This window comes from Novosphingobium sp. PhB55 (assembly GCF_004368805.1).
GTDB lineage: Bacteria > Pseudomonadota > Alphaproteobacteria > Sphingomonadales > Sphingomonadaceae > Novosphingobium.
Genome location: NZ_SODQ01000013.1, coordinates 65440 through 71439 on the forward strand (window position 1 = coordinate 65440; position 6000 = coordinate 71439).

Below are 6000 nucleotides of genomic sequence, written 5' to 3' on the forward strand. Positions count from 1 at the left end.
ACTGAAAGCTCAAAACAGCGTTACCCATTCATGAGCGCCCCCCATCCCAGTTTCGGCCGATCCATTGACCAGACTATGGCGGCTGTTGATGAGGAGTTGAGCGTGCTCGGCGTACTGGCTGGGATCTCCTCCGATTCGGAAATAAGTGTCTATATCTCGTCGCTTGCCAGTCGATTCAGGCAGATCATTAATGAGCTGCCTGTCGAAAACGACGAGAAACAAGGCTTTCACGCCATCGCCTAAAGTCAATAACGCACGCTACAGGCGCTTGGCTTGATAGCACGCCATCAAATCCCGGCGTTCAACCAACGGCAGACACGCAGCTTTCATAGTCAAACCCGACTTTGACATACCGACGCTGGAACGACGGGTTTGGCCCAAGGGCCCGAGTTCGGCTCCTCGCCGAAACGAGGAGCCGACGACTTCAAATTTCAGTGTTTTCGGCAAGGGCGAGTGCGTCCTCCACATCTATCCCAAGATATCGGACGGTATTCTCGATCTTGCTATGGCCGAGAAGAATTTGGACAGCGCGCAGGTTGCCGGTTGCCCGGTAGATGATCGATGCCTTTGTCCGGCGAAGCGAGTGGGTGCCATAATCGCTTCGCATCAAGCCGACGCCCGTCACCCATTCATCGACAAGCCGGGCATACTGGCGAGTGCTGAGATGGCCATTGCGGTCCACCCGACTTGGGAAGACATAATTGTCCACCGTGCCACCCCGGCGTTCGAGCCATGCCAAGAGGCTGGTCCGGGCGTCGGGCAGCAGTTCGAACTGAACAGGCCGACCTGTTTTCTGCTGCATCACGATTGCACGCGTCCGTATCTGCCCGCCGCTGACAAGGTCGCCGATTTTCATCCGGACGAGGTCGCAGCCGCGCAGCTTGCTGTCGATCGCGAGATCGAACAGCGCCCGGTCTCGCAGGCGCCTCCGTTGATTGAGGTAAAATCGGATCTCCCATATTTGCTTCGGTTTCAGGGCACGCTTGGCGCCAACGGTCCTTCCCGCATTCCAGACCTGACGTTTGGCGGCCGTGGGTTCGGATTCATGCATCTCCATGATTGTTCTCCAATGACCAAAATTGGCCATCTGAAGAACGTCTGCCGGCTCAATCGGTAGATTCCTGCGAGGGTCGTGCCGACCAGAGGCGGCCGTTCACCGGGGGCGCAGCGAATGTCCTAATCAGAGAGACGCGGCCGCCCACGGCTTCGAATTGCTGCTCAAACCCTATTCAGTGGGCCGAACTGTCCGCATTTCTCACGCAGATCATGCGCGGGAAGGCGACAACGACCCCATAATGCGATGATGCGGGCTATCGATCGGCATGCTGCTTAATTCGATCGTGCACCGTGCGTAACCTGTCTGCATCTGTGGGACTCGCCAATTGAGATTGCGCTCTCGCCAGGGCGTCGGCGGCCTCGAACATGCAGTCTTGCCGTGCCTGTGGCTCGATGGCAGCAAGGGCCGCCAGAGACTTCTGCAGACGGATGCCCAATTCGACGGTGCCCGCCCCGTCACGCGCAAGGGGTCTGTAGAGATCCTCCAGCAAGTCCGAGAATGCGAACGCGGGCACATGCACGCCAGGGAACGGATCATCTCTTTCCTCGGGGTCGTGACTGAGAATGGCTGCCAGCACACGCGTGCCGGCTTCCAGCACCGCGATCGCCGTTCCCGGGTCGTTGACGGCGGGAGACAAGGCGCGCGAGCCGATCTCGGAAAGCACCACGAGCCCGAAACGCGGATCGTGGTCGAACGCGCGGTTGTTTGAAACGGTAAAAGCCTCACGGATGCGTCGCATCTGGCGATCATCCAATCGCACAGTCGTCCAGGCGATAACGCGTGCAGGATCGACGAACGTGCCAGGGAGAGCAGACAGCGTGATTTCGCCACCTATCTCCTTGGCGACCTCGGCGAGTTGTGGCGTGTCTACATGGGTGATCCTGCCAATGCCGTTATGGTGGATGCACGTTGCCCCCGAAGGAACGGCACGGCGCTCCTTCTCACCGAACCGAGGCCGCTGAGCCATCGCGCGCACAGCCTGCGTGGCAGCGCGCTCCACACGTTCGATGGTGTCGCCGACGCGGCCAAAACGCGTGATGTGCTCGATCCAGCGCAGGAATGTCACGATGATCAAAGCAATCACCAGGATCGTGCCGGCGAAAAGGATCACGCGTCCCGTTTCGCCATAGAGGCCGGTCGACAAAGCGATGATCCCGACCACGGCGAAAAGGAAGCTGCCGAGAAATGTTGCGAGTGCATTTTGGGCGGTCGTATCATCGACTAGGAGCTGGACGGCCCGCGGTGTGATGTTGCTTGTTGCTCCCGCATAGGCAGAGACCATCGCGGTCAGCGAAAACGTCGTGACGGCCAACATGCTTGAGGCGAGGACATTGAGGATATTGTCAACGGACTTCGCGCCGACCTTAGCCGCGAATTCATAGGAAATCATGTGGCCCAGCAGGGCTCCGACCATGGCAAGGCCAACAGCGAACAGGCAGAACAAGGTGGCCCGGAACCACATGCACCTTGTGAGCAAGCGCACCGCCCACTGCCATCGTTTCATTCGCTCATTCCTGCCGTCTGAAGGTCAAACCGGAAGCGACGGCAGGGCCTGATGTTCCATCGGTTATCCGGCGGCGGAGGAGATCGGCCGGATCAGGTAAGCAGGAAAATCGCAGCGCAGGTCGCCACGCCGACGATGATGTTCATGGGCAGGCCGATCTTGACGAAATCGGCGAAGCGGTAGTCGGCGGCGGCATAGACCATAGTGTTGGTCTGGTATCCGATCGGTGTCGCAAAGCTGGCGGAGGCAGCGAACATCACGGCGATCACGAGCGGGCGCGCATCGACGCCGCTTTGCCCGGCGATGCCGATCGCGATCGGGGTCATGATGACGGCGACCGCGTTGTTGGTGACCGTCTCGGTCAGGGCGGAGGTAGCGGCGTAGATGGCAAGGATCAGTGCCAGAGGCGGTAGGCCGTCCATCCAGGGCGAAAGGGTATCCACGATCAGCTTGACGCTTCCGGCTTTCTCAAGTCCAAGCCCAAATGCCAGCATCGCAAAAATCAGGACGATGACGTTGCCGTCGATGGCCGCCCACGCCTCTTCGGCATCCAGGCATCTGGTCGCGAGCACGATGGCCACACCGAGCAGCGCGAGGGCATAGACCGGCATCACGTCGAACGCGGCGCCAAGGATGACAAGGGCCAGGGTCAGCGCGGCGATGGGCGCCCGGTGGCGGCGGTAGCGCCGCACCCCGCTGGTATCCTCGGCGATGAAATTGGCATTTTCCCGCAACTCCGACGCCGCCTGGTCGTCCGCGGCGACCAGCAGGCTGTCGCCAGCCCGGAAGCGCGCGTTCGCAAGGTCCGGCCCGGCAAGATGGCGCGGACGGCTGAGCCCGAGAACGCGTACGCCCAAGTTCGAGAGGAAAGGTATCTCCCGCAGCCGGCGACCAATCGCCGGGTGAGTTGGCGCCAGCGTGATTCCCACCATTCTTACCGCTTCGTCGCGTTCGTCATGGGCAAGCCTGATCGGTCGGCCGACATTCTGCAGCCCGATCATGAAGTCGTGCGATCGCGCCAGAGCATCCAGTTCGTGAGCGCTGGTGGCCACGATGATCCGGTCGGACGATAGAATTTCCTCGCCTGCCGGCACATTGCGAACGACCTGCGAGCCGCGCTTGATCCCGACGACCTTCACGGCGGTGCGCCGCAGAGCACCGAATTCGCTGAGCGGGCGGCCCGCCGAGCCGCGGAACGTCGGAAGGAGTTCAGTGATGTACTGGCGATCGCTATCCACATCGAGTTCGTCGTCGGGGCGGTTGGGCAGGAGTTTGGGTCCAAGCAGCAGAAGTGTGAGACCGCCGCTCAGAAGGGCGACCGCACCCACGGCGGTTATTTCGAAGATGCCGAAAGCCGCAAGACCGTTCTCCTGGGCAACGCCGTCCACCAGCAGGTTGGTGGAGGTACCGACGAGGGTCAGAGTCCCGCTCAGGATCGCCAGGTAAGACAGCGGGATCAGCAACCGGGTTGCGGCGATGCCCACGGTGCGGCCCAGCTTCTTGACCAGCGGGATCAGGACCATGACAACTGGCGTGTTGTTGATGAATGCCGGCGCGAGCATGGCCGTGCCCATCAGTTCGGCCACCGTGCGTCGCGGCCTCTCCCGCGCACGGGCTATCATGAGGCTGGCCAGTGCTTCAATCGCGCCCGTCCTGATCAAGGCGCCAGACAGGATGAAGAAGGCGGCGATCGTGATCGGCGCTGGATTGGAGAAGACGGTGAGAACGTCCGCTGGGGCCAAGATTCCGGTCCCGAGCATCAGTGCGGCGCCGATCAGGGCGATCACGACAGGCGGGAAGCGCTCGAGGGCGAAGGACACGAACAGCAGCACGACCATGATCAGGCCGACAAACGGCTTGGCGTCGTGCCAGATAGACATCAAACCGTCGGAGGACATCTTTGCTCCTTGATAACCGTTGGGCGAGATCAACGCACGATCCGCGAGCGCGGCTTCAGGCCATCACCATGTGCTTGCCGCGGCGTTAGACTTTTCCCGGTCCGCCAGGCGCAACACGGCATAGCCCAGAAGCCCCGAGAGCAGGGAGCCTGCCAGGATCCCGATTTTTGCCTCGGACTGGAGGATGAGGTCCCCCGGGAAAGCAAGAAGCGCAATGAACAGGCTCATCGTAAAGCCGATCCCGCATAGCAAAGCGACGCCGAACATCTGCATGCGGCTCGCATGGGCAGGTGCATCCGCCAGCCCGAGCCGAACCGCAAGCACAGACATCCCGAAAACGCCCACCGGCTTGCCAAGCAGCAGGCCGAGCGCCACGCCGAGGGTTACCGGCGCCGCCAGCGCCTCGGCGGGCAACTTCAGCACGGGTACACCAGCATTGGCGAGCGCAAAGAGTGGCACGATCAGGAAGCCGACCGGGAGGTGGAGAAAATTCTCGAGCCGGTGAAGCGGGCTGGTCGCATCGACGTCGGACCGGCTCGGCGTAATCTCCATCGGGATTGTCAGCGCCAACACGACGCCGGCCAAGGTCGCGTGGATGCCGGAGCGGAACACGAATACCCAAAGCAGTGCGCCCAGCAGAAGATAGGGCGTCAGGCTCCGTACTCGGAAGCGATTGAGCGCGACGAGCGCCGCCACCACTCCTCCCGCGCAGGCAAGGTCGACCACCGAAAAATCGGCGGTATAGAACAATGCGATGATGATCACCGCCCCTAGGTCGTCGATGATGGCGAGTGCGGCCAGGAAGATGCGCAGGGAGGCCGGAACCCGATTCCCCAACAGTGAGATGACCCCCAGCGCGAAAGCGATGTCGGTAGCGGCCGGGATCGCCCATCCGCGCGCCGTCGCGCCGGTATTGAAGGCATAGAACAGCAGCGCCGGCACCGCCATGCCTCCTGCGGCGGCGATCCCGGGCAGAATCCGACGCGACCACGTGGACAATTGCCCGTCGAGCATCTCGCGCTTGATCTCCAGCCCGACCAGCAGGAAGAAAACTGCCATCAGGGCATCGTTGATCCAGTGGGCCAGCGAAAGCGGTCCCAGATAGACGTGCAAAACCGCCTCGTATGTGCCTGCGAGCGGAGAGTTGGCGAGAATCAGCGCCACTGCTGCCGTAGCCATGAGAACAAGACCGGCGGAAGACTGGCTGTGCAAAAAGCGACGGATTGCGCTGATACGCATGCTTGGGGTGATGGCCATTGGTGCTCCGGGCGACGTTCATCATGCGCTGGCGGCCCGACCAACGCTAAGATACCTGCCCGTCTCTGAAAACGAACACCCGAAGCTGCCTATCGCATTGGAGTGAGCATGCGGCAACCATGAAGGGGCATTCCCAGCGTGGGTCCCTATTGGACAGGATAGGATCTTGGTGCCGAAGATAACGTCAAGGATTGAGCAACCTCACGTATGGAAATTGAATCGGGTTGGGATCACGCATCCCGGCATTCCCATTTGATGTAGGCCTTGTTGTCGCAGGCCCATGT

At 61.3% G+C, this 6000-nt stretch carries 5 protein-coding genes; 1 reads left to right on the forward strand and 4 read right to left on the reverse strand.

Translation table 11 applies throughout. The features are described from left to right. The first annotated feature begins 30 nt into the window (after positions 1–30). On the forward strand, positions 31–243 hold the full coding sequence (locus EDF57_RS24090; RefSeq protein ID WP_134096200.1) for a hypothetical protein: 213 nt from the start codon (positions 31–33) through the stop codon (positions 241–243). A 181-nt stretch (positions 244–424) separates the two neighbouring features. On the opposite strand, the gene EDF57_RS24095 is transcribed toward EDF57_RS24090, so the two are convergent. The 4 genes from EDF57_RS24095 to nhaA form a co-directional block, all read right to left on the reverse strand. Further along, positions 425–1057: a tyrosine-type recombinase/integrase gene (locus EDF57_RS24095; RefSeq protein ID WP_134096201.1), complete on the reverse strand. Its 633-nt coding sequence runs from the start codon at positions 1055–1057 to the stop codon at positions 425–427. Between the two features lie 253 nt (positions 1058–1310). Then, positions 1311–2561 carry a DUF2254 domain-containing protein gene (locus EDF57_RS24100; RefSeq protein WP_243841274.1) on the reverse strand — a complete coding sequence of 417 codons (1251 nt, stop codon included), beginning with the start codon at positions 2559–2561 and terminating at the stop codon, positions 1311–1313. A 92-nt stretch (positions 2562–2653) separates the two neighbouring features. Continuing rightward, positions 2654–4459 carry an SLC13 family permease gene (locus EDF57_RS24105; protein WP_243841275.1) on the reverse strand — a complete coding sequence of 602 codons (1806 nt, stop codon included), beginning with the start codon at positions 4457–4459 and terminating at the stop codon, positions 2654–2656. Between the two features lie 63 nt (positions 4460–4522). Continuing rightward, positions 4523–5716 carry a Na+/H+ antiporter NhaA gene (nhaA, locus tag EDF57_RS24110; protein WP_134096202.1) on the reverse strand — a complete coding sequence of 398 codons (1194 nt, stop codon included), beginning with the start codon at positions 5714–5716 and terminating at the stop codon, positions 4523–4525. Between the last annotated feature and the right edge of the window lie 284 nt (positions 5717–6000).